The sequence below is a fragment of the Flagellimonas aequoris genome (assembly GCF_003584165.1).
GTDB classification, from domain to species: Bacteria; Bacteroidota; Bacteroidia; order Flavobacteriales; family Flavobacteriaceae; genus Flagellimonas; species Flagellimonas aequoris.
This window is the reverse complement of record NZ_QXFJ01000030.1, coordinates 548,315-571,409: the sequence shown is the minus strand read 5'-3', so window position 1 is coordinate 571,409 and position 23,095 is coordinate 548,315. Positions and strand designations below refer to the sequence as shown.

General features: G+C 45.2%; 27 protein-coding genes. 4 read left to right on the top strand and 23 right to left on the bottom strand.

Annotated elements, in window-relative coordinates; translation table 11 throughout:
• Positions 1 to 73: 73 nt before the first annotated feature.
• The 8 genes from D2U88_RS16050 to D2U88_RS16015 all read right to left on the bottom strand — a co-directional run bounded on the left by D2U88_RS16050 (position 74) and on the right by D2U88_RS16015 (position 6,645).
• Positions 74 to 652 carry a YkgJ family cysteine cluster protein gene (locus D2U88_RS16050; RefSeq protein ID WP_313782410.1) on the bottom strand — a complete coding sequence of 193 codons (579 nt, stop codon included), beginning with the start codon at positions 650 to 652 and terminating at the stop codon, positions 74 to 76.
• A 166-nt stretch (positions 653 to 818) separates the two neighbouring features.
• Positions 819 to 1,331 (bottom strand): hypothetical protein, encoded by a 513-nt coding sequence (locus D2U88_RS16045; RefSeq protein WP_119641537.1) that lies wholly within the window; start codon positions 1,329 to 1,331, stop codon positions 819 to 821.
• A complete protein-coding gene (locus D2U88_RS16040; RefSeq protein WP_119641536.1) occupies positions 1,325 to 3,337 on the bottom strand; it encodes a M13 family metallopeptidase in 2,013 nt (670 codons plus the stop codon). Before D2U88_RS16040 ends, D2U88_RS16045 begins: the two co-directional genes overlap by 7 nt.
• Positions 3,338 to 3,476: 139 nt before the next feature.
• Positions 3,477 to 4,754 (bottom strand): aminotransferase class V-fold PLP-dependent enzyme, encoded by a 1,278-nt coding sequence (locus D2U88_RS16035; RefSeq protein WP_119641535.1) that lies wholly within the window; start codon positions 4,752 to 4,754, stop codon positions 3,477 to 3,479.
• A 66-nt stretch (positions 4,755 to 4,820) separates the two neighbouring features.
• On the bottom strand, positions 4,821 to 5,450 hold the full coding sequence (locus tag D2U88_RS16030) for a YdeI/OmpD-associated family protein (RefSeq protein WP_119641534.1): 630 nt from the start codon (positions 5,448 to 5,450) through the stop codon (positions 4,821 to 4,823).
• Positions 5,447 to 5,830: a DoxX family protein gene (locus tag D2U88_RS16025; RefSeq protein ID WP_119641533.1), complete on the bottom strand. Its 384-nt coding sequence runs from the start codon at positions 5,828 to 5,830 to the stop codon at positions 5,447 to 5,449. Before D2U88_RS16025 ends, D2U88_RS16030 begins: the two co-directional genes overlap by 4 nt.
• A 25-nt stretch (positions 5,831 to 5,855) precedes the next feature.
• Positions 5,856 to 6,320, bottom strand: a complete 465-nt coding sequence (locus tag D2U88_RS16020; protein ID WP_119641532.1) for an SRPBCC domain-containing protein — start codon at positions 6,318 to 6,320, stop codon at positions 5,856 to 5,858.
• A gap of 4 nt (positions 6,321 to 6,324) precedes the next feature.
• Positions 6,325 to 6,645, bottom strand: a complete 321-nt coding sequence (locus D2U88_RS16015; RefSeq protein ID WP_119641531.1) for an ArsR/SmtB family transcription factor — start codon at positions 6,643 to 6,645, stop codon at positions 6,325 to 6,327.
• 177 nt (positions 6,646 to 6,822) lie between these two features.
• Here D2U88_RS16015 and D2U88_RS16010 point away from each other — a divergent pair, with 177 nt between their 5' ends.
• Positions 6,823 to 9,018 (top strand): transferrin receptor-like dimerization domain-containing protein, encoded by a 2,196-nt coding sequence (locus D2U88_RS16010; protein WP_119641530.1) that lies wholly within the window; start codon positions 6,823 to 6,825, stop codon positions 9,016 to 9,018.
• Positions 9,019 to 9,127: 109 nt separating this feature from the next.
• Complete coding sequence (locus tag D2U88_RS16005; protein ID WP_119641529.1) at positions 9,128 to 10,450, top strand: serine hydrolase domain-containing protein; 1,323 nt, start codon at positions 9,128 to 9,130, stop codon at positions 10,448 to 10,450.
• A 4-nt stretch (positions 10,451 to 10,454) separates the two neighbouring features.
• Here the strand turns inward: D2U88_RS16005 and D2U88_RS16000 are convergent, their stop codons facing one another.
• Entirely contained in the window at positions 10,455 to 12,548 is a 2,094-nt protein-coding gene (locus D2U88_RS16000) for a lipocalin-like domain-containing protein (RefSeq protein ID WP_119641528.1), read from the bottom strand.
• Positions 12,549 to 12,697: 149 nt separating this feature from the next.
• On the opposite strand from D2U88_RS16000, the gene D2U88_RS15995 reads away from it, so the two are divergent.
• Entirely contained in the window at positions 12,698 to 13,318 is a 621-nt protein-coding gene (locus tag D2U88_RS15995; RefSeq protein WP_119641859.1) for a JAB domain-containing protein, read from the top strand.
• A 1-nt stretch (position 13,319) separates the two neighbouring features.
• Here the strand turns inward: D2U88_RS15995 and D2U88_RS19890 are convergent, their stop codons facing one another.
• The 12 genes from D2U88_RS19890 to D2U88_RS15935 form a co-directional block, all read right to left on the bottom strand.
• Positions 13,320 to 13,682, bottom strand: a complete 363-nt coding sequence (locus tag D2U88_RS19890; RefSeq protein ID WP_119641527.1) for a ubiquitination-like system serine protease family protein — start codon at positions 13,680 to 13,682, stop codon at positions 13,320 to 13,322.
• Between the two features lie 5 nt (positions 13,683 to 13,687).
• A complete protein-coding gene (locus D2U88_RS15985) occupies positions 13,688 to 15,097 on the bottom strand; it encodes a ThiF family adenylyltransferase (RefSeq protein ID WP_119641526.1) in 1,410 nt (469 codons plus the stop codon).
• Positions 15,094 to 15,510 (bottom strand): E2/UBC family protein, encoded by a 417-nt coding sequence (locus tag D2U88_RS15980; RefSeq protein WP_119641525.1) that lies wholly within the window; start codon positions 15,508 to 15,510, stop codon positions 15,094 to 15,096. Before D2U88_RS15980 ends, D2U88_RS15985 begins: the two co-directional genes overlap by 4 nt.
• A gap of 8 nt (positions 15,511 to 15,518) precedes the next feature.
• The gene (locus D2U88_RS15975; RefSeq protein ID WP_119641524.1) at positions 15,519 to 15,755 is read right to left on the bottom strand and encodes a multiubiquitin domain-containing protein; all 237 of its coding nucleotides are present in this window, start codon (positions 15,753 to 15,755) and stop codon (positions 15,519 to 15,521) included.
• A 90-nt stretch (positions 15,756 to 15,845) separates the two neighbouring features.
• Positions 15,846 to 16,565 (bottom strand): hypothetical protein, encoded by a 720-nt coding sequence (locus D2U88_RS15970; RefSeq protein WP_119641523.1) that lies wholly within the window; start codon positions 16,563 to 16,565, stop codon positions 15,846 to 15,848.
• The gene (locus D2U88_RS15965; RefSeq protein WP_119641522.1) at positions 16,549 to 16,812 is read right to left on the bottom strand and encodes a hypothetical protein; all 264 of its coding nucleotides are present in this window, start codon (positions 16,810 to 16,812) and stop codon (positions 16,549 to 16,551) included. The genes D2U88_RS15970 and D2U88_RS15965 overlap by 17 nt, the downstream gene beginning before the upstream one ends.
• A gap of 92 nt (positions 16,813 to 16,904) precedes the next feature.
• Positions 16,905 to 17,189, bottom strand: a complete 285-nt coding sequence (locus D2U88_RS15960) for a hypothetical protein (protein ID WP_119641521.1) — start codon at positions 17,187 to 17,189, stop codon at positions 16,905 to 16,907.
• A 185-nt stretch (positions 17,190 to 17,374) separates the two neighbouring features.
• On the bottom strand, positions 17,375 to 17,752 hold the full coding sequence (locus D2U88_RS15955; RefSeq protein WP_119641520.1) for a DUF302 domain-containing protein: 378 nt from the start codon (positions 17,750 to 17,752) through the stop codon (positions 17,375 to 17,377).
• Positions 17,753 to 17,763: 11 nt separating this feature from the next.
• On the bottom strand, positions 17,764 to 18,648 hold the full coding sequence (locus D2U88_RS15950; RefSeq protein ID WP_119641858.1) for a helix-turn-helix domain-containing protein: 885 nt from the start codon (positions 18,646 to 18,648) through the stop codon (positions 17,764 to 17,766).
• Between the two features lie 248 nt (positions 18,649 to 18,896).
• On the bottom strand, positions 18,897 to 19,313 hold the full coding sequence (locus D2U88_RS15945) for a nuclear transport factor 2 family protein (RefSeq protein WP_220473510.1): 417 nt from the start codon (positions 19,311 to 19,313) through the stop codon (positions 18,897 to 18,899).
• Positions 19,314 to 19,380: 67 nt separating this feature from the next.
• Positions 19,381 to 19,848: a YHS domain-containing (seleno)protein gene (locus tag D2U88_RS15940; protein ID WP_220473509.1), complete on the bottom strand. Its 468-nt coding sequence runs from the start codon at positions 19,846 to 19,848 to the stop codon at positions 19,381 to 19,383.
• 34 nt (positions 19,849 to 19,882) lie between these two features.
• Positions 19,883 to 20,428, bottom strand: a complete 546-nt coding sequence (locus D2U88_RS15935) for a carboxymuconolactone decarboxylase family protein (RefSeq protein WP_119641519.1) — start codon at positions 20,426 to 20,428, stop codon at positions 19,883 to 19,885.
• 507 nt (positions 20,429 to 20,935) lie between these two features.
• On the opposite strand from D2U88_RS15935, the gene D2U88_RS15930 reads away from it, so the two are divergent.
• Positions 20,936 to 21,232, top strand: coding sequence for a hypothetical protein (locus tag D2U88_RS15930; RefSeq protein WP_119641518.1), 297 nt, complete (start codon positions 20,936 to 20,938; stop codon positions 21,230 to 21,232).
• Positions 21,233 to 21,239: 7 nt separating this feature from the next.
• On the opposite strand, the gene D2U88_RS15925 is transcribed toward D2U88_RS15930, so the two are convergent.
• Both D2U88_RS15925 and D2U88_RS15920 read right to left on the bottom strand, forming a co-directional pair.
• Positions 21,240 to 22,424 carry a PQQ-dependent sugar dehydrogenase gene (locus D2U88_RS15925; protein WP_119641517.1) on the bottom strand — a complete coding sequence of 395 codons (1,185 nt, stop codon included), beginning with the start codon at positions 22,422 to 22,424 and terminating at the stop codon, positions 21,240 to 21,242.
• Positions 22,399 to 23,073 (bottom strand): DUF4251 domain-containing protein, encoded by a 675-nt coding sequence (locus D2U88_RS15920; RefSeq protein WP_119641516.1) that lies wholly within the window; start codon positions 23,071 to 23,073, stop codon positions 22,399 to 22,401. Before D2U88_RS15920 ends, D2U88_RS15925 begins: the two co-directional genes overlap by 26 nt.
• Between the last annotated feature and the right edge of the window lie 22 nt (positions 23,074 to 23,095).

Sequence of the window (23,095 nt, the reverse complement as noted above, 5' to 3'; positions counted from 1 at the left end):
ATGGTTGGTATAGTGATCGGCAGCATTGCATTATCCAACACAAGGAAACAATAAGATTACATTTGAAGTGACCCTAAACACATTGGATACCCGCATCAGGCAACGGTCTGTAGGTGTAGTATTGCAGCACTTCCTCCAAGGCCATTTTCAACGCCTTGTTCACAGGTATCATTTTGGTGCCCAGTTGATAATCTATCTGGTTCAGTTGCATGTAATACTCCGTGAAGACGGGAACGTACAACCCTTTGGTAATGGCTTCGGAAACCGTTTTGTATTGCTCGGCCTGTCCTTCGCGGATGATCTTACAGGTGGCCAGGCGTAAACTGCCATATTTATCGCGGGTAGCCCCAAAACCGAACAATCGGCAGATGAGACCCCGGTACGCATAGCTGCCACAATGGCCTTGATCCAAAGCGGAAAGCGGCTTGAACAAAAAGCAATTGGGGTTCGGGTTGCCGTTCAACGTATCCAAAGTGGTTTCCGCCTCACCTGCCAAAAACAAGTGAAAGGCCCAGGGTAAAAATTCCAAGGGGGAGGCTTCTATATGGGGATAGTTACAACATTTTCCACAGCCTGAAACACAGCCCAATCCGGATGCTTTCTGAAATTGGGCACTCTCTTTTTCCAATTGTCCGAAGAGGTTCTCAACCATACGGACCTTCTGCTCTAATGTCAAAAATTTTTTCCCGAAGGTATCGCTATTTTTGACACGTCATCAGAAATTCTTTTTGAAAAATTTGAGGGGCAAAAAAGCCCCTATTTCCCATGCTTCACGTTTTAAAACTGTTTTGAGAATTGCCTTGGGACCATACAAAGAGTCAATGGTTCTGGTAAAGGTACTTTTTAGGGATATCCTTGCCATCGTCCGAACTCATGGTCCAGATCATATTGGCTATCCACCATCTACCATCGGAATAAACCAATTGATAGCTCCCCACCCCTTTTCCTTTTTCATTTTCGGAATCAACCCCTTCAAAACTCTGGATGATTTGGGCAATGCCATTGTATTCTTCCATAATTTCCCCCGTGGCCTCTTCATGATATCCGAGCGTATAATATTCATCGGTAAGGGTAACCAGAAAATCATTCAAGTCCATGGTCTCATGCATGAAACTACCATCTTCTTCACCCACAACAGTAAAGTGTGCCGTGGGAAGAAACAAGGTCCTAAAATAGGCGGTATCGATTTTCTGTCCCGGTACAACGGAGATTACACGCTGTGTTTCCTTGGTCAACTCATTGGCATCCTGAAAAACGCTCTTATCCTGCGCATGACAGAACATGCACATGAACAGTACCGTGAGGGTTAGATATGTCTTTTTTACTACCAAATCTTGATACGTTCCTCTTCTGATTTAAAATTTTGATCCCCTGGTTGCAGGTTAAAGGTTTCATAGAATGGTGTGAAGTTCATCAACGGGCCGTTCACCCTCCAAATAGCTGGGGAATGGGGATTGGTGTTCACATAATTGCGCATAAACTCATCCCGGACCTTTACCCTCCAAATCCTGGCGATGGACATAAAGAAGCGTTCATCAGGGGTGTAGCCACCTATTCTTACCGTATCCTGGCCTTGTTGGGTCAATTTGAAAGCATCATAGGCGATGGCAATACCCCCATTATCCGCTGTATTTTCGCCAATAGTCAGGGCGCCCTTCACATGTACACTATCCAAAACGGTAAACGTGCTGTAGCGATCGATCAATTGTTGGGTCTTTGCCTTGAATTTGGCCAAATCATCCTCGGTCCACCAGTTTTTCAGGTTGCCATCCTTATCATACTGTGAACCGTTATCGTCAAAAGCATGGGTCAATTCGTGCCCGATCACCATCCCGATGCCACCATAGTTCACAGCGTCGTCCGCCTCCTTATCAAAATAGGGAAACTGTAGGATTCCCGCAGGGAACACGATCTCATTGGAAGATGCCCGGTAATAGGCCGTAACGGTAGAAGGTGTAGTCCCCCACTCTTCTTTGTTCGGGGCCTTGTTCAGGTCCTTCATGCGGTATTCGTAGGCGTTTTTTTGTAGGGTCACCACATTCTCAAAATAGGTGTCCCGGTCAATGGTCACATCATACTCCCTCCAAACATCGGGATAGCCTACCTTTTTGGTGATGGCATATAGTTTTTCCTTGGCCTTGGCCTTGGTGCTGTCGCTCATCCAATCGAGCTGCGACATACGGTTCTCAAAAGCTTTTTGCAGATTGTTCACCAAATCAGAGACCCGTTTTTTGTCCTCCTCGTCAAAATAACGCTTCACGTACAACTGGCCTAGAGCAAAGCCCAACATACGATCCACCTGTTGTACCATCAACTGGGCACGCGGCTGTTGTTCCGATTGGCCCAAAAGCACCTTGTTGTATTCAAACACCGCTTTTTCAAAAGGGGTACTCAAAAAATTGGCATAATTGTCCAACGTATGGGCCATAAGGTAGGTCTTCCAGTCATCCAACGCGGTTGAAGCCAACATCTCGTCCAATTTGGCGTAATAAGCGGGTTGTTGTACATCCACGGAATCGGCTTCCAACTTTAGGGTGGTCAACATATCGGCCCACCCAATATGGGCATTGTCAGTGGACATATCCGCCACGGAAAACTTATTGTAATTGGCCTTGATGTTCCTTCTTTCGATTCGGGTCTTATGCGATTCGGCCAACTGTTTTTCCATTTCGTAGACAGTCTCTGCCTTTTCGGTACCGTTCTTATGGTCGGTAAGCTCAAACAAGGTAGCGATGTACTTTTTGTAAGCATTTTGAATACCTACGGTTGCCGAATCCGTTTTAAAATAATAATCCCTGTCAGGAAGTCCCAATCCGGATTGGCTCACATGCAAAATATTGATGCTACTGTTTTTATTGTCGGGCGCTACACGAAGTGCAATGATGGAATTATTGCCCGTTTCCATTGCCTCGGTCACAAAATCCATCACTCCTTTTGCATCCGTAATGGCATTGATGCGCTCCAGAATAGGCTTTAAAGGCTCATATCCCCTTTGGTTGATCTGGGCCGTATCCATTCCCGAAGCGTAAAAATCGCCTACCTTCTGCTCCACCGTTCCGGCTTCGTGCTCGGTAGCGGAAACTTCTTCCAATATATTTTGAAGCAATTTCTTCTGTGGGATGTTCAAAAAACTATAGGATCCCACTCCTACCTGATCCTCGGCAATTGGAATGGAATCGTACCAAACCTTGTTCACGCGCATAAAGAAATTATCGCCGGGTTTGATGGATTCGGTAATGCCCGTATAGGCTATTTTAGGGGATTCCGTTGGTTTTTCTTCCTTCTTACAGGAGGTGAAGGCAATGGCCAAAATGGCCAGGGGTAACATTTTTTTCATCGGTTGGGTTATTTCTACGAATATACCGATTAATGAAACCCATGATTCCCACCGAAATCTTAAAAAAGAATTAAAAAAAAACCGAAGGATCCAGGTTAGACTCTCCGGTTTATATTTTTCAGCCTCAATATGAAATCATTTATGCCAAGCCCGAAATCAGGTTCAAGGCACGGTCGATTTCATCCTTGGAATTGTAAATATGCACGGAATGTCGAAGCATTTTAGCCCCTACGGAACGGGGTTGCAATCGTTCCTTCTCCCAAAGATACTTTTGAAGGTCGGGTCCCGACATGCCTTCTACCCCGTATGTAGTGATTCCCGCAGCCAGTTCTTCATTGGTGGACGAATAGATGGTCACGTGTTTCATTTCCTTGAGGCCATCACGAAGGTGCATGCCCAATTCCTTGATCCTACCGATCCAAACATCGTGGCCAATGGTGTTGAAGAAGTCCACGGCGGCATCGTAGCCCGCCATAAGCCCAGCATTGCCCGTTCCGTTTTGCATCAAACGGAAACCGTGATCGTCCTGATTGTCCCAATTGTAGCTGGCAATAGTGGACCAGATGCCGCCCACCACATCTTTATTGATATACAACAAACCGCTGCCCGCTGGGGCCAATAACCATTTGTGCAAACTGGAATAATAGGCATCACAACCGATATCCTTCACATCCACCTTCACGTGTCCCACGCACTGCGCTCCGTCCAAAATGGTGAAAATACCATGTTTTTTGGCCTCGGCACAGATTTGTTTTACGGGCATCACCGTTCCAAATCCGGATATGATGTGCGGTACGGCAATGACTTTCGTTTTTGGGGTCACCTCTTTAAAAATGGCATCCACAATGGCCTGTGGGTCATTGGCGGGTTCGGGCATGGTGGCCTGTTTGTACACACAGCCTTTGCGTTTGGCCAGCAATTGCCAAGCCCCAAATCCACCGCCGTGTTCCTGATTGGTGTTGAGAAGCTCATCCCCTTTTTTCAGAACGAGGCCCATGCCCACGTAGTTCATACCAAAGGTGGCATTTTGGGTCAAGGAGATTTCCTTAAAATCACAGTTGACTATTTTCGCCAATTTGGTGCGCAGTTCTTCATATGGGAAATACCCTGTCAACAGTTCAGGCCCTGAACCATCCTTATAATCCACCGTTGCGGCTTCCACATTCCAGTGCATCATGTGGTCGAACATTTTGTCCAGCACATAACCCGATGTAGGGCCCATGGTACCATTATTGAAATAGGTCTGTCCTTCTTTCAAGGGAAATTGTTTACGGACCATCTTCCAGTAGTCGTCGTCCTTGTTGGCAACATACTTTAAGGAATCGATGGACCAATCTTTTTTAGGATCGAAGGACAACAAGGGCAAGGACATCATGGCCGCGGCCCCCTGTTTCAAGAATTTTCTGCGTTGAGACATGTTGGTTGGATTTAGTGGTTTAGGGTAAAAGTAATTGTTTATTGATCATTGCACATTGTTCATTGATTACCGATCATGAAACCCGATGCCCATCAAAATCTTCGGGACACATTTTTCGATACGGTCTTCACGGGTCTTGGATTGTTTCGCACCGGAAAAATGGAGCAAGTATCCTTTTCGTCTACCCGGGGTCAAGCTTTCAAAGGCTTCCTTCAGCTCAGGGTCCGCATCCAATCTGTCTTGGAACTCTTCCGGCACCTCATATTCCGAAACATCCTTGCGCTTCACCTTTAGCCCCGCTTTTTCCACTTCCATGGCCTCAAAGATGTATTGGCGTAAAATCTCCAGCTTCTCCTTCACCTGGTCCACTTGGGTGAATTTCACCACCCGACCGGATTGGGTATTCTCTCCCGGCTTTTCCAAAATTTGGTAGGGATCCTGCAACAAGGCGCCCTTAAAAAAACTGATCCAGCAATACTCCTTAAAAGCGGCCAGCATCATAAAATTGCGCCCGTTGTAGGTGTAACAGGGCACGCCCCATTTCCGTTCTTCGGTAACCCCGCATTCCAATAAAAGGGTTCGGAGTAATTTCATTTCGCCCTGCCATTGGTGTACCTTACAATCTGGGGTGCCGACCAAAGAGCATCTTCCGCAGCCTATTTCAAAATATTCGTCTACCGCTGGGTTTGCATTCATATAGGATGGCTTTGCGTTTTTCTATCCGATGGTCTAAAATACCAAGAAATTAGTGTCAATCCCAATAATAAACCAGGTCCAAAGTAACTTATACCTTCATCCCCGACCATCGCATGGGAAAATAGTGCACCCGTCATGGTAAAGAAAAATCCTGCATAGGCCCATTCCTTCAATATCGGGAGCCTGGGCATCAGCACTGCAACAACGCCCAATAGTTTCCAAATGCCAATTAGCGTGAGGAAATACAACGGGTATCCCAAATGTTGCATCATGGTGGTTTCCTCTTCCAAATGCATCAATTGCACAATTCCTGTGGAAGTCATGCCCAAGGCCAGCCAGAGTGTGGCCACCCAATACATGATTTTGTTTCGTTTTGTCATTTCTATTTGTTTAAAGTGATGATTTTCATTTCAAACGGCCAACCACATCCTGCAAGCGGTTATGGGCCATATTGATGCCTTGGGCAAATGGCAATTTTAGCATGCTATCACGATCGTCCACCGATTTATAGACCACATGCATCGTCAATGTACTTTTGTAATCGTCCAAAGCCTCAAACTCCAAATACTCCAACTGAATGGGAAATGGGGTATTCTCCATCTCAAAGGTCCGTGTGATCCGTTGGTTCGGCACCACTTCGTGTATGGTTCCATTGAAACGGTGTTTGTTGCCCATGAGGTCCGTGGTCTCGAACAGATAACTACCATGGTTGCGGTTTTCCAGTTTTAAGACTTGGGTGCCCATCCATTGCGATACAATTTCGGGGTCTTCATAGGCCATAAAGAGCATATCCACAGGAAGGTCAAATTCCCTTGTGATCCAAATTTCTTGTTTGCCGTCCTCGGCCTTGATCTTTGTCTTTCGTTCCATAATACTACTTGTTCATTCTTTTTTTCATCACCTGTTCCAAAGTGTTGAACCTATCGTCCCACATATTGCGAAACGGTTCAATGAAATCGGCAATCTCTTTAAATTTTTGTGGGTTGAAATGATAATAGATCTCCCTCCCCTGCTGCTCTTGCCCCAACAGTTCACATTCCGTTAAAATTTGAATGTGTTTGGAAATCGTTTGTCGGGAAGAATCAAATTCTGCCGCTATGGCACCAGGAGTCATGGCGTTTGCCGCCACCAAGGTGATGATCGCCCTTCTCGTGGGATCCGCTATCGCTTGAAAAACATCTCTACGCAATTCCATTTTATGCAGCTATTTGACTGCAAATATACATGCAGTCATGTAACTGCGCAATTTTTAAGCAAAAAAGATGGGATTTTTATGAAATATGGAATTATGTTGAATTTAATGCAATTCTAAATGTCGATTTGCTTCACAAAACACAACAGATCCCTTAAATTTAAGAGCTAATTCAAAACAATGAAAAATAAATTACTTCCCTTATTGCTGTTAGTGGGTACCCTTACCGTATCTGCCCAGGAAACTGTCCTTGGGTTCAGCAAAAAGGCCTCCGATGAAGAACTCAAACTAGAGGCCGCATTCGAAAAAGAACTTACTGCCTCCAATTTGGACGACTGGATGAAGCTGATGGCCGCCGAGCCACACTGGGTCGGTACCGCCTATGGCGAACAGAACGTGAAGTGGATGGAAAAGCAATTCAAATCGTGGGGGTACGATACCCGTATCGATACCTACCAAGTGCTTTTCCCCTACCCTAAAGTGCGCGTATTGGAGCTTACTGCCCCAACTAGGTATTCCGCTTCGTTAAAGGCGATTCCTGTGGAGGGTGACCCGTATACCGAGCAGGGCGATAAATTGTTGCCCAGCTACAACGCCTTCTCCACCGATGGCGATGTGGAGGCCGACCTGGTTTTCGTGAACTATGGGATTCCCAGCGATTATGAGGAACTGGAAAAATTGGGCATCGATGTAAAAGGAAAAATCGTCATCGCTAAATACCAAGGTTCCTGGAGGGGTATCAAACCGAAATTGGCCGCCGAAAAAGGCGCCATTGGTTGTATCATCTACTCCGACCCGATGGATGATGGTTATTTCCAAGGCGATGTGTACCCCAAAGGTCCCTTCAAGAACAAAACCGGTGTACAGCGTGGTTCCGTGATGGACATGCCGCTTTATCCCGGAGACGTATTGACCCCAGGTTATGCTGCCACCAAGGATGCCAAGCGTTTGGATAGAAAAGATGCCCCTACCATCACCAAGATTCCGGTGTTGCCTATTTCGTATGAAGATGCACAACCGTTGTTGGAAGCATTGGAAGGTCCCGTGGCTCCCGAAAAATGGAGAGGTGGACTGCCCATTACCTATCATATTGGCCCTGGCCCCGCCAAAGTACATTTGAAACTGGAGTTTGACTGGCAGTTGAAACCTGCCCATAACTTGATCGCTACCCTAAAAGGTTCCGAATTCCCCGATCAATGGGTAGTGCGTGGTAACCACCACGATGCCTGGGTGCACGGTGCCAGCGATCCCATAAGTGGTATGGTCGCCTTGATGGAAGAGGCCCGCGTAGTGGCCAAATTGGCCAAGCAGGGCAACAAGCCCAAACGTACCCTCGTGTACTGTGCGTGGGATGCCGAGGAACCAGGACTTATCGGCTCCACGGAATGGGTAGAGGACCATATGGGCGAATTGAAACAAAAGGCCGTGGCCTACGTCAATACCGATGGGAACAGCCGTGGGTATTTGGGTGTTGGGGGATCCCACTCCCTACAGGCCATGGTTACCCAAGTGGCCAATACTGTAACCGATCCCCAGAAAGGGGTTTCCGTAGCGGAGCGCAGAATGGCCGCCAACTCCATGCGGGGTGGCGACAGCTCATTTAAATTGTCCGCCCTGGGTTCGGGTTCCGATTACACCCCCTTTATACAACATACGGGTATTGCCTCGTTGAACCTTGGCTTTGGTGGCGAAGGTTCCGGTGGGGAATACCATACCATTTACGATACCTATACCCACTATACCCGCTTTAAGGACCCCGGTTTCCAATATGGGGTGGCTTTGGCCAATACCGCCGGTCGCATTGTGCTCCGTATGGCAAACGCCGAGGTCTTGCCGTTTGAACTGACCCAATGGCACAGCACCGTGAACGGTTATTTGGGAGAAGTGATGAAGACATTGGAAGACATGCGCTCCGATGTGGAAAAACATAACAAACTGGTAAAAAAGGATGCCTATCAATTGGTGATGGATCCCAAAAAACCGGTTGCCCCTGCCAAAATGGAGGCCGAAATCCCCTATCTGGACTTTTCGCCCCTGCAAAACGCAATGGCAGATTTGAAAACGAGTATCGATACCTTTTCCAAGGTAGACCTGACCCAATTGCCCGCCGCCAAAAAGGCACAGCTCAACAAGGAGTTGATGGGTATGGAGCAGGTATTGCTACAGGATAAGGGTCTGCCCCGAAGGGACTGGTTCAAGCACCAGATCTATGCCCCCGGATTTTACACGGGCTATGGGGTAAAAACACTTCCAGGCGTGCGCGAGGCCATTGAACAGAAAGAATGGAAAGAAGCACAGGAACAGATCGGGGTTTTGGCCACCACCCTGAAGAGCTTTGATGCCGAAGTACAAAAACTGATTGGGATCGCCGAGTAAACATGGCCAGGGAACTGCAAATATGTAAAGGGAGACCATATGGTCTCCCTTTTTTGTGCAATTTTGTAACAATCAAAGTGAATGGTTCTCTTTGGTGTAAACCCTTTCCATGTCACATCTAAAATTTTTTCAAATACTTCTCTGTGCCCTATTCTGCAGTTTAGGGCAAGCCCAGCAGGTTTCCCAAGAACAATTGGACACTTTTTTGAACACCTTGGCCCAACAGGACAAGTTTATGGGAACCCTACAAGTATCCCGAAACGGACAAAAAATCTATGGCACACAGTACGGTTTTGCCAACTTGGAAACCAAAGTTCCGGCAACGGAAAACACCTTATACCGGGTAGGTTCCATATCCAAAACCTTTACCGCCGTTCTTATACTAAAAGCTATGGAAGAAGGCAAACTCTCCCTGTCCCAAGCCTTGGATGCCTATTTTCCCTCTATTCCGAACGCGGAAAAGATTACCGTGGCGCACATGCTGAACCATCACAGTGGTATCCATAATTTTACGAACGGCCCCGGTTTTATGGAATGGCGCACCCAACCCAAGACGGAGCAAGAAATGGTACAGATCATAGCGGCGGGAGGGAGCGATTTTGCACCCGGTACCCAAGCCGCCTATAGCAATTCCAATTACGTATTGCTGTCGTACCTTTTGCAACAGGTGTACCAACAGCCCTACGCTCTTATTTTACAGGAAAAGATTTTGACCCCTTTGCATCTGCAACACACCCAATTTGGGGATACAACCCTTCCCGAGGAGAAAAAGACCCGCTCCTACACCTACCAAATAAGTTGGCAGCCCGTGGCCGATACCCATTACACCATTCCCATGGGAGCTGGGGGTATTTTGATGTCCGCCCCGGATTTAGTGAAATTTATAGAAGCACTCTTTCAAGGAAAACTGCTGTCCAAAACCTCCTTGGAAACCATGTTGACGCAAACGGATGGCTATGGCATGGGTATTTTTGAAGCGGAACTTTTTCATAAAAAGGCCTATACCCATGATGGCAAGATCGATGGTTTTAATGCATTCTATTATTATTTCCCTGAGGAAAAGACGACCTATGCCCTACTCTCCAATGCCGAAAACTACGATTTGGGCCAAGTGAACCAAGCCGTATTGGCCTATACTTTTGGCGAGCCTTTTGATCTGCCCACCTTACCTACCTATACCGTAACCAAGGAAGACCTTGCCCCCTATCTTGGAGTGTATGGCAGCACGGAAAGCAGTTTGGTGATCAAGGTGACGCATGAAGGCAACCACCTCTTGGCCCAACCCGAAGGGCAACAGATCTACCCCATGGATGCCGTGGCCAAAGACCAGTTTAAACATTATAAATCCGGGGTAACCTTGGAGTTTGACCCTAGCCAAGGCAGTATGACCATGAAGCAGGGCACTCAAAACATCCATTTTACAAAGCGGTGATTGTTTAGGGCATCTGCACCTTCTCTATAAAAATATCCGCAGTATCATTTACATTGCGGTATAACGTCTCTTTTTTCAATCCACTGGAAATGCTTATTACCTCTCCCCTAAAATTTTCAAAAAGGATCTGTGGATAACCAAGGGTTTCCGCTTTGGTAATGCCCAATGTATTTCGGTCAAAAATAATGGCCTCTTTTTTATGTGGGCTGTCATCATCAATGTTCCAATTGTAATCGTTGTCCGTTCCGAAAATTTTGGTGCCGTCAACACTCATGCCGGTTGGAAAATTCGGTTTTTCAAAAGAGCTGAGATTCTGGAAAGTAGTACTGGAATACAATCTGTTCGGTTCGGTATCCACCAATAAATCCATAGATGCATTGTACAACAATTGCTCCGTTTTATATTGGTTGTTGTTCCTGAATTGGATATTGACCGACTGGCTTCCGATAAAGTTTCCATTGGCATCCAGATCGAATACAAAACTGGTAGCTTCGTTGTAGTGCCCCAAAATAATCTGTCCATTCTTTAGAATTATGAACTCGTATCTTCCACTCCCTTGATGCTCCACAAAATGCGGAGTAGTATCGATCAAGGACATATTGGCATTGTCCCGCTGCAAGGTGAAAATGTCGTCTCCATCCGAAATCACCCAGATATCCCGAAGAGAATCATAATTGAAATCTTGTATACTGAAAACACCTTCGGGATCCACCGCATATTTAAACTGCATGGTGGTAGCATCGTAAAAATGGAGCTCCACCCCTTGATGCACCACCAATTCTTTTCCATTGGGAGAAACAATCAATTTAATGGGAACATTCGTGTCCGATGGGGGACTAATATCGGCTACGGCTTCCGTTTGCTGAGTATCGTAATTAACACGGAGCATCGTATAGGGTTGCAACCCTTCCCCACTCTCCTGCCCCCAGAAATAGACCACGGGTTCCGAGGGATCAATGGCATAAAATTTTATCTGCTTTAAGGATAGAATTTGCGGTCGTTTAAAGGGGACTTGCCAAAAAGTGGTCACATCGGTGCTATATTCAGAGTAGTTGCCGAACAGGGTGTGTACCCTAATATGGTAAAACGGATTTTCAAAATAAGGTGGATTGTCGTCCACCCATTCAGTGGTCTCCCTGTCCGTGATGGTGGCCACCGGGATGTCCTGATACCCATAACCACTACCTCCTTCATGATTGCGGACAATAATCTCATAGTGCGAAAAATAAGGGGATTCCGAAGCGGCCCAACTCAATGAAATGGTGTTGCCCGCTACCGTGGGCTCATTTAAGTTCACGGGGTCTATGCGTAGGTAAAAAGGATCAAAGGTTTCTAAATAACTTTCTCCCAGTAACCCTTGGTCTGTATATATCCTTAAGAAATAGCACAGATTGTTGCTTATGGGCGGTGTCAGATCAAAATACTCTGTTTTGTCCACATCGGTAATGGTGGCCACCAGTTCCGCATTGGCCTTGGAACAGTTGTCGCCTTGGCTGCGGTAGATCTCATATTTTTCAAACGTGTGGAACCCATCATAGGGCTGCCACGTATACCCGATCAATTTGTAATTGTAATCGGTATCATAATACCTAAAGGATTGGGTATAAAAGTCGTTTTCGTTGGGCGTATAGCGTTTGGCAATGAGCACCACTACATCGAGGGCTCCGTCCTCGTCAATGTCCACACGGGCCTTGAACTGCAGTTCGTTGGCCGAAAGTTTGATGATTACCAGATCATCCGTACTGCCCGAAAGCGTGCGCAGGGTAACCACCCCTTTGTTCAACTCCCATTGGAATTGGTTACTGACGGTTTCACAACCTGAATTGGTGTATAGGTATTCCTGATAGGCCCCGTTGTCCCGGTATACAAAAAAATCGCGGCCGCAGTCCGTGTAATTAATGGGTATCGGCACCCGGGTGCCCTCGTACTCGGCCTCAAAAATGGCCCAGTAGCCCAATAAATCGGCACTACTGGCATTGGCAACGGCACCCCAATAAAAATTATCGGGATCGGCGGGATCGTCATCCTTGGAACAACCCAAGGCAATAAACATCACAAAAATACACCACGCACGAAGGGAGAACTTGGGTAAGCCCATACTTTGAGATTGAACGGTTAGCGATTTAAAGAAACCACTTTTTGTGGGAAAAATGAAACATTGATCACATATTTTGGACCAACGGCATTTTTGCTTTTCTCAAAAGCATGGATTACCTTTCCCAGACCCAAAATTTACAAACACCTACCATGAACATACGGCTTACCAAAGAACAGAAGATCAAAGTGCTCAACTCTACGGACATATATGCGATCATGCAGCAGGTATTGCTGCGCGAAAACAAGATACGCCGTAACCAAGAGCATTTTTGGGTGGTGGGCCTTAACCACAACAACAAGATCCTGTTCGTGGAGCTTATTGGCCTGGGGGCCAGCAACCGGGTAAATGCCGACCCGCCCGACGTGTTTAGGATGGCGATCTACAAACTGGCCAGCAAGCTGATCTTGGTGCACAACCACCCCAGCGGCTCGCACGAGGTTACCGATGCCGACATTACCTTTACCGACCACATGCTAAAAGTGGGAAAACTGATCAAGGTGGAAGTACTGGACCACTTGGTGATCACCGAAACCCATTACACCAGTTTTGCCGACCAAGGGGTAATGGACCAACTCAAAAAAAGTGGCTTGTTTGAGATCATGGGTCCCGAAAAGCAGGAGTTGGAACAGTTTAAAATCGATACCGAGAAAAAGCGGGCGAAAAAAGAGAACTCCCTTGAAATTGCCAAAAAGATGAAGAAGGACGGTCTAGATGATGAGACCATTAAAAAGTATACGGGGTTGAGTTTAAAGGTGATTGGGGGGATTTGATTTAAAATCCGAAGTCTTGTTCTTCCTCGCACCAAATAATTCTCCCCTTCTTTATCCAAAAATGGCTTTCACAACCATCTTTTTTCCAAATTGAAGGCCACAAAGTAGGTCTGGAAAACAAATCAATTTTTAATTTCCAGTATGGAGAGTGGCTTTTCATCAAGGATAGGTTAATTACCTCATCACATCCGCAAGGACACTTGAAGTGAGCCCATTTATTATATCCTCTACCTCCTATAATAGTCAACTCATCCTTCTTATATTGATATTGTCTGTTAGCTTGATATAACTTATAAATATAGAAATCACTCCTAAAAACCTTTGATAAAAGCTTATTCGCAAATTTTGGTTTTTTAAAAAGCATCGGTCTCAATTAACATTATCCATAAAGGGTTTAATATCTCCTCTTCCCCAATAATTCTCTGAGTCACAAATTGGACAGCCTTCACGTTTTTTACCACCGGGCTTTCTATCCATACCTTTATCAAAAAATCTAGTCAGCGTAGATTGTGCCCCTTCCTTTTTAAACCCAATAATTCGATTTAGAAACTCATTTACGGATACATTACTTATCTCAGAAGTAAATGTAATGACCGCAGGATTGGGAATGTCTATACCTTTAATATATCCTTGATCCTTCTCTTTAAAATACCCTTTGGGATCAGATCTTTTTAAATCTTCTTCTCTTGCTAAAGTTGGATCTACCGTCATGCGACATAATAAGCACACATTACCGCATTGCACCACATTCATTCTACCTTGAATACTTTTAAATCCTACTAAATCAGATTCATCTGGATCAATCATTATGCCCATATCAAAAACTGGAGTTAAGTAAAAATGAGCAAATCTATTGAGAAACATTCTGCCACTGTGATCATCAGTACAACCAAAAATGATGTCACAACTTTTTATAGCAGTCCTGCACTCCTGAGAACCAACCCAATTCTTAATAGCCCTCACCCGTGTTCCTATTCCCGCATCGGTTATAAAGCTTTTCAACATTTCAACCTTCGCTCTTCCTGCATCTGCATCAGCGGCACTAGCTCCATAAAGACGGCTTAAATTTGTCCTCTCAACTATGTCATCATCGACTAAAAGTAATTTCCCAACCCCAAGTCTTGACAACAAGTGAGCTGTTGATGAACCAGTTGCCCCACAACCTATTACTCCAATTGTCAATTTGGACAAATCTTTTGACAATCCACTCCCAAATGCCAATTCTTGACGATGGAAAATATCTTTGGTAGCTATTACCTTTTTATCGGGATAATGAAATTGAAATTTTTCACCTAAAACCCTTATCAAAGATAGTTTTTCTGACTTAAGGTTATATGTCCACACTCGCCCAAAAATATTCCCGTCAGGAGTTATCACTAGACTTGCATGAGGCCTGCCCTCACCATTTCTGTTAAAAATCCCCTTAAACAAGGAAGGCTCATTATCATTGTCAATCTCAGAGTATTCCAAACAATTATTTGGATGGTTATGAACAACACAAATTGCAAGGTTTTCCTCTTTACAGATTTTCATTGCCTTTCTAAATGTTTTTGTATCCCAAAATACGTGGGTTTTAGAATGACCAATGATTTCATTTTCAGGAATTGGAACAACCCTATAAGATAAAAACCTTTCTTCTTCTCCTCCGTCCCACAAATCATTTTCGACACTAGAACGACCACATAGGACAATTGCAGGTCTTTCTAAACCATCCTTTTGAATTATTAGGCTTCTTAATTCTTCATAATGTCTTTCAGATAATGTAAGTGTATATTTCATCCTTTTTTCAATGCGGCGTTTACTTTTTGTAAGTGCGAACTAATACCATCTATACCTGGTCTCCAATCATTACCCACATTTGAGTGCCTTGACCATTGCTGCCAAGATTTTTCATCAAAACTAAACCTCCCACCCGTAGCAGGAGGGTCAACATTTGTATTAGAAAATTTTAGATGCGGATAACAAAAAAACATGTCTGGAGGAGTGTCATTGTACCCATTTGGTATTTTGACTAATAGGTTTACCGTTTCAACATTGTACTTGCCTTCCGGTAAGGAATATTCCTCAATAATGAGGCATTTTACTTTACCTTCAATTACTTCCCGATATTTGAAGCCCTTTTCCGCAAGATATTCTCTGTCTTTTTGTGGCAAAAATGATTCCTGCTCTACACAATTATTCAAAGTATTCATTATAAATCCTATCCATTATTTGTGTTCGGCTTGGCTGAGTAGAACCTCTCACGGCCAGGTTTTGACAAATCCACCTCTCCCTCAATTAATTCATCATCTCCTGGGCCTTTCACTTCCAAGTAAACCGAATAATCAGATGGCACTTTTCCAACTTCCCTTAACTTTGCCTCAGTCACAATAGGAGTTTCACTTTCACCATGCACTCCATCAATTGTGTACTTAAATTTTTCTTTTTTCTTTTCCATAATTTTCTGTTTTAATATTAAAAAATAATTTAAAGTCTCACTCCTAATACCTAAAAGCGTGACAATGGAAAAAATCTGGAAAGAGTAGGACTATATGGAAGGAAATACCCCATTAATATTCATCCAATCCAAGGAATTCAGAATCTCAGTTTCTGAAAATTGAATTTTGGACTCAGAAAACTTATAAAAATTTTCAATCAATGTCTTATTGTTTATTAACTGATTATTTTCGTTTATTTCAAGTAAGCAATAATATATAGTGGCTTTTAATTCAACCTCTCGGGTTGCCATCTTCCTAAAAAGCTCAATGATAGTTTCTATACCATCATTCATTTCTCCGAAATACCTTTTGTAATAAGCTTTATATTTTTCAAAATTATCCGATGGATAATAAACTGGCTTGACATAACCCCCACTTTGTTTATATTCAATTTCATACCATTTTTGTTTCTTGAATTCTTGATTGATAGAATGCATAAACTTATTATCGAAAGGACCCGCAGTGAATTTTAAATATCTATCTTGAAGATTCATATGACAAGCATGTTCACATAGATAAACCAATTTCTGAAATTTAACTCTTCCAAAAGTTGGTTCTTCTTTTAGCTTGTTTACAATTTCGGCAGCTAACACAGCTCTTTTAAAATATACAATTGACTTTTGTCTAGAAATATTCTTGTCGTGTTCCTTCAAGGCTTCAACTTCCTCAATCTCTTGTTCATTTTGGGGAGTTAGGTAACCCGCTAACATGAGTCCTTTTTCAAAATCCTCAATAGTAAAAGAATTCTTTTTCTTATTGGTTGATTTCATCTAAGGCAAGTTTAATTTTATTTACTGCTCTCTCTCTAATTTTTCGAATTGTAGCTTTTTTAACTCCAAGTCGTTGTGCAAGTTTTTCGTTCACATGATCAGGTAAATACTTTTGACTTCTTTTATACTCCAAATCGGTTAAAACAACCTCTTTTTCTTTTGCACTTAGTTTTCCTAAAATTTTTATGGAAAGGTCTCTTGTGGTTGCAAGTTTTTCAGGATTAATTGCATTGGCTGTTCCAATCAAATCATCAAAATAAGAATTTATCTCTACTTCTTCGCTCTTTTGTGAATTGTGATGGTCATAAAAAAGGTTGATTAAGAATCTATATAGCCAACCTAGAATGGCTTTCTTTCATCTTTGGCATTTTTAAGCTTTGTTTTGTCAAAAGACTTATACTTTTTGACACGCTCAAAAACTTCATGGGCTATTTGCCGGCCAATGTGTAGGTCTATGTTTCTAGATTTACATTTTTTTTGACATTCATCAAAAACATCATCATAAAATCTATTTACAAATTCGTTATAGGATTCATTGCAATTCTCATTACAAATACGTTCAAGCAAACTAATATTATCCAATCCCTTAACTTCTAAAGAAACTTGACTCTTTCTAATTGACATACTATGAAGCGTGACAAAATCGCTTAGTTTTTACAAAAATTTTCAGGGGATTTCTAAAAGTAAACAAATTAATAAGAATATAACTACGGAATTCCGTAAGGTATTTGAAACAAATATTATTTAAAAACAAAAAGCCCTAAAGGGCTTTCTTATACTATCCAATACCTCCAAAAAATATTCGCTCCCTACAACGCCACTAGGGCCTGCACCCGCTCCAACAACTCTTTGGCCATGGCCGGGTCCAACCCGTAATCCTGTAAGCTGTCCACAGGGTTTTTAAAGCTCAGTTGGGTGGTATTAGCATCCACCTCTTGCAGTACCAGTTTTAAGGGAATGTCGTTGATCGCCAAAGGGTCGCCCGCCATGATCTGGGCAATGTATTGGGGTTCAAAAAAGAGCAATTGCCGCAAGGGCGGTATGCTGATCCCGTGCTTGGCCACAATGGCCTGGGTATCGATCTCGTGCAGCAGCAAAAAACCGTGGTCGGTGATCCGTTGTTTCAGGGTGTCGTACACCTGCCCAAAGGGCAGCGGTAGCAGTCGGTGTTCCACATGGACTTTCATAGGCAAGGGGTTTAGGCCATGGCGGAGCGGGCAAAGCCCACAGTTTCGCGGTAGGTAGTGGGGGAGATTTCGGCGTTGTTCTTAAAAAAGCGGCTAAAGTAATGCTCATCGTCGTACCCCAGGTCGTAGGCAATCTCCTTTACGCTTTTGTTGGTGAGGTACAGCTCGCGCTTGGCCTCTATAATGATCCGCTCGCTGATCAGGTGGGTCATGGTCTTGTTAAAATGGTTCTTGGTGATCTTGGCCAGCGCCTTGGGGCTTATGTTCAGCAGGTCCGCATACTCCCCGGCGGAGTGCTTGGTGCGGTAGTGGGTCTCGATCAGGTTTTTCAGTTTTTGGAGGATAAAGGGCTCCTTTTCATCGGATAGGCCTTCCAGCACTTCGGGCTGTTGCTTGGTCTTGGCGCGGGAAGTGGTGATCAAAAAGATCTTGAGGTAGGAGACCAACAGCTCGTACTGGGCCATTTCGGCCTTCTGCACCTCTAGGCGCATCTGTTGCAACACCAACTCCAGCTCGTTGCGGATGTCGTCCGTTACGCGGAGCATGGGCGGCGCATAAATGTTGTTGAAGAGCACCCCGTTGCAGGCCACCTGTTCGTGGTGCTTGTGGATGCAGAAAAAATCGGGATGGAAATGCAACACCACCCCTTCCAACGGTTCGTCCTCGGTGATCGTGAAGGGTTGGTAGGGCGTCATGGCGAACAGGGTATCGGGCGTAAAGGCATATTTCGAAAAATCCACCTGGGCGGTGCCCCTCCCCTTTTTGATCCAGATCAGGGAGTAGTAGTTGTGGCGGTTGGTATCGCAAAACTGGCAGCTGTCCTCAAAATGGGAAAGTTTAAAGGCCAGGTTGCCCGTTTGTTCGTCAATAAGGGTGTTGGTGTTGTAGAGGTCCATATCAATGTTCAATTAGCAATTAGCAATGTTCAATAAACCATGATCAATGATCAGTTGTCAATCATAACGAAATGTCACTTCGAGCGCAGTCGAGAAGTCATCAAGGTCAGCAATTAAAATGAGGTCTCGGCTTGAGTTTGTCTTAAGTGTAGTCGGGTCTCTTTTTTACATATTTGAGTTTAATCACTTCTCGACTGCGCTCGAAGTGACAACTCCTGCTACTCCAATTGATCACGGACAATCCACTGCTACAATCGGCGTTCGTTGGCCGCAATGGGCAGGTCGTTGATGCTGGCATAACGCTTTTGCATCAACCCGTGCTCATTGAACTCCCAGTTCTCGTTCCCATACGCCCGGAACCATTGCCCTTGGGCATTTTGGTACTCGTATTCAAAACGTACCGCTATACGATGGTCGGTAAAGGCCCAAAGTTCCTTACGCAGTTTATAGTTTTTTTCCTTTTGCCATTTGTCCGTCAAAAAGGCAACCACGGCTTCCCTACCGTTCACAAACTGGGAACGGTTGCGCCATTCGGTGTCCACGGTGTAGGCCTTGCTCACCTTGTCAGGGTCTTGGCTGTTCCAGGCATCTTCCGCCAATTGCACTTTTTCGCGGGCCGTTGCTTCGGTAAAGGGAGGTAACGGAAATTTTTTCTCTATGGCCATTTGCTTCTATTTTTTAGGTTGAAAAAAGGGCAGGCCCCATGGCAGGACCCACCCCGGCTAATTAAAACTACTTACTGTTTTTTACCTTGGGCCATTTGGCATGCGCCGCCTTTTTAAGCTCCGTGGTGCGTTGTGCCCAATCTTCGTACGTGTTGAAGATCTCCCCATTGAAGGGCCCATTGAAGAAGAGGTACAATTTTCCGTCGATCACCGTATAGGTTTCCGGGTTGATGGGAAATTTGGTGTCCTTGGCCGCCACACCCCATGCACAATAGCCATCAAATTGGGGCAAATAGTTGCTGGGCGCCTTGGTGAAGGCATCGCGGTTGGCCTTGCTGGCAAAGTAATAGGTGGCCCCATCGTGCTTGGCCATATAACTTTTGTTTCCTTTTTGGGCCGCTCCGGAGAAATAGGCCACTACATCGTACCCGCCAATGGCAAGTCCGTTCTGGTCAACGGGGTCTATCTGCGCCTGGGCACCGATCATGGTGAACAAGGCTACCCCTAAAAGAAAAATGGATTTCATGGTTTTCATCTGTTATGGATTTTATGATTAGAAAAAATGAACACTAAACGGTTTCGGCTTCCACTACCGGAAAATCGATGGCCGTATTGGCGGTGTTGTTGAAATAGTTGGTAAAAATGTTCAAGGCCACATTCGCCACGATCTCACCCACGGCACCATCGGTATAGCCTGCATTTTTTACGGTCTCCACGTCGTCTGCAGATACCCTACCCCTTTTTTCCACCAAGGTCTTGGCGAACGTAAGGGCGGCAGCAATCTTGGGATCTTTGTTACGACCTTCGCGGGCCATATGCAGGGTGTCGGTATCGATGCTTACCAATTTTTCCCCGATAAAGGAATGGGCAGACAAACAATAGTTGCAAGAGTTGGACTCGGCCACGGCCAAGGCGATCAATTCGCCCAAACGGCCACCAAGGGTTCCTTTGCCCAAGGCATCGCTCAAGTTCAAATAGCCTTCCAATACGGCAGATGAGTTGCCCATGGTACGCATCATGTTCGGCACCATGCCCAATTTGCCTTGGATGCCCTCAAAAAGTTCTTTGGATCTTCCGGTTGCGTCTTTGGGATCCAATGCTTGTAAACGTGTCATAGTTTTTGTTTTTAAATGATTGTCATTATTGACGTTACAAAGGTGCGGTGGCCGTGGTTGGGATAAAATGGACAGATGTCACTTGTTCTTGGACAATTTTCCCTTTAGGGACAAAAAATGGGTTCAGATGAATGACCTATCGTACCAAAATGACATCAATGCAAACCCATGATCCCTCAATCCAAAACCTGTTTTCGTCAATTACATATGCAACATTATTACGTATGGGTTAGCTTCGTCAAAAAATAAAGAAAATGACCACACTTGAAACGATAAACCTCTTACAGAAAATTTGTTTGGTCGCCGCAGGCGTTATCCTCTACCTCGCCGGATGGCTACACGGTGCCCACTGGGGAAAAAGAAATCGGATCTAACACAATACGGGACCACTCAGGGCGTTTTCAATCTTGTCCCAACCAACCAAAACCTACTTGAGCCATCTTTACACAAGACCCCCTTATTAGACGCATTCTGGTCCTCTGCCAGAACCAACACTACATTATTGCCGTGAGTGAACTCTGGAACGGTGCCCTGCAATACGCCTGCTGGCACAAGCCCAAAACACTCTTGGAAGAATCGAGCCTGATCGTTACTGGTGGTTCTACCCACGTTTCCCGAAAAAAAGACAAAACGGAATACCTTTTTAGGCACAAGGGCTGGGTCTTTTCCTTAGAAAAGATCGTCCCTCCGGGCACCATGGCCTTTCCCTTGATCTTTTTGGAGGTCACTGACCAAGAGCAAAAAAAAAGTACCTGGAAAATGGAGGAAATGCCATTGCCCAAGTACTTAGGTAATTTTTTATGAGGGCGTTTTATCCCTTGTAGGTCACGCGGTAAATGGCGTCGCCCACATCGTCGGAAATCAACAATGATCCATCTTTAAGGAACAACAGGTCCACGGGCCTGCCAAAGGCTTCTTGTGATTCTTCGTCCAACCAACCATCGATAAAAGGTTCATAGCCTACGGCTTGGTTACCGTCCAACTTCACCAAGGAAACCCTGTACCCCACTTTTGAGGAACGGTTCCAAGAACCGTGTTCAGCAATAAAGGCATAGCTTTTATAACTTTCGGGGAACATATTGCCCGTATCGAACTTTACGCCAAGGGCCGCCACGTGCGCACCCAAAGGCTGTACCGGAGGCACAAAATCTGAACAGGGACGCTGCGACCCAAAATCAGGGTCTGGAACGGTGCCCCCATGGCAGAATGGAAAACCAAAATGCTGGCCCACTTCGGTCAAGCGGTTAAGCTCGCCCGGAGGGGTATCGTCGCCCATCATATCCCTATTGTTGTCGGTAAACCATAGTTCGCCTGTTTCAGGATGCCAGGTAAACCCAACGGTGTTTCGGATGCCATGGGCAATGATCTCACGGTTGCTGCCATCGGGATCCATACGGGTGATGGACGCAAAGCGTTGGTCCACCGAAGTACTATCGCAAATGTTGCAGGGCGCTCCCACAGGTACATATAACTTGTCGTCCGGTCCAAAGGCAATGTATTTCCAACCGTGGTGGAAATTGCCCGGATAATCGTCATAGATCAATTCGGGTTCCTGAGGGTTGTCCAATTGCTGCTCAATGTTTTGGTATTTGAAGAGTCGGCTCACCGCGGCCACATACAAGGCACCATCTTTGAAGGCTACCCCGTTTGGCTGCTCCAGATCTTTGGCGATCACGTAAGTCTTATCGGCCTTGTAATCCCCATTGGTATCCTTTACGGCATAGACCACGCCCTCGTTACGTGTTCCTACGAACAGGGTGCCATCATCGCCCATGGCCATAGAACGTGCGCCGTCCAGACCTTCGGCATAAACCTCGATTTTAAAGCCTTCCGGCAAGTGTAAACGATCTAGGGGCAAGCTGGTTTCGGATGATACCGTTTCTTCAGCTTCGGTGCTTTCTTCCTTCCCTTCTTCCTTTTTTCCATTGCAGGAAAGTACGGCTAGGGAAAGCGCACAAATGGTTATTGACTTAAAGTTCAAATCGTAAATTTTCATGTTGCAGTTTTAGGTCTTTTGGTTTTTGATTCCCTAAAGCTAAAACAAAATGGTGGAAATGTGGAAAACAAGCGAGGGTACTTTTGTGATTATCCTTCTCTTTTTCCTCGTAGGGGGACAGATTGCCCTGGTACCATATGTTGGTGCGGTGGCTACTGGACATGGCGATCCGTGCCGAACGGTTGGGAAACAATTGGGCCACTACCTGATAGGCCTCCGTACCTTCGTTCACCTTGAATTTGAGGACATATCCCGTTCCCTTGGTCGCCGGTTCCATGGAATATTCCTTTGGAATACCCTTGAACTTTATCCCCACTTGCTTGGGATCGTAATAGCCTCCCATGCGGCGTTCCCCAAAATAGGGAAGGTCTGCCTTGACGCTATCGCCTACCATACGCAGATAACCGCCCGTACCCGCAATATCGATACGGCTGGCGGTACTACCCTGGGGCAATAGGCCCGCATTGGCAATACTGTTCAGACTTTGACTGGCCATAGGTTGTGCCCAAGTGGCCCTTATTTCGAAATGCTTATCCGTGACCATTTGGTCCAACGCGGCCAACTCCTCCGGGGTTGCTTTGTACGTGGACGAGCATGCGGCAGCAAACACGATGGCCACTAGTGCTATGGATTTGAATAGTGTTTTCATAGGATTCAAAATTGACCCTATA